Source organism: Sphingobium sp. LMA1-1-1.1 (assembly GCF_040676365.1).
Taxonomy (GTDB): Bacteria; Pseudomonadota; Alphaproteobacteria; order Sphingomonadales; family Sphingomonadaceae; genus Sphingobium.
Genome location: NZ_JBEGHS010000041.1, coordinates 1 through 449, shown reverse-complemented (window position 1 = coordinate 449; position 449 = coordinate 1). Strand labels below are relative to the sequence as shown.

Below are 449 nucleotides of genomic sequence, written 5' to 3'. Positions count from 1 at the left end.
TGAGCAGGACGGCGCATGCCAGCTTCGTGCTGGATGCCCTCGAACAGGCGATCCATGATCGGCGCCCTGTCCATCGCGGTGGCCTCATCCACCACAGCGACCGCGGCAGCCAGTATGTCTCGATCAAGTATACCGAGCGCCTTGCCGAAGCCGGGATCGAGCCGTCTGTCGGGAGTGTTGGCGACAGCTACGACAACGCCTTGGCTGAGACGGTCAACGGTCTTTACAAGGCGGAGGTGATCCACCGGCGGGGACCATGGCGGTCATTTGAAGCGGTTGAATACGCCACTCTCGAATGGGTCGACTGGTTTAACAACCGGCGCTTGCTCGCACCCATCGGCAACATCCCGCCTGCCGAAGCCGAGGAGCTCTACTACGCCATGCTGGACGACACACCCATGGCAGCATAATTTAAGCCAAATGGCCTCCGGCAATCCCGGGGCGGTTCA

At 61.2% G+C, this 449-nt stretch carries 1 protein-coding gene; it reads left to right on the top strand.

Translation table 11 applies throughout. The annotated features are described in order from the left end of the window. Positions 1–410, top strand: a 410-nt coding sequence (locus MRBLMA1_RS16725) for a DDE-type integrase/transposase/recombinase (protein WP_363738259.1), incomplete at its 5' end; no start/stop codon positions are given. Positions 411–449: the final 39 nt, after the last annotated feature.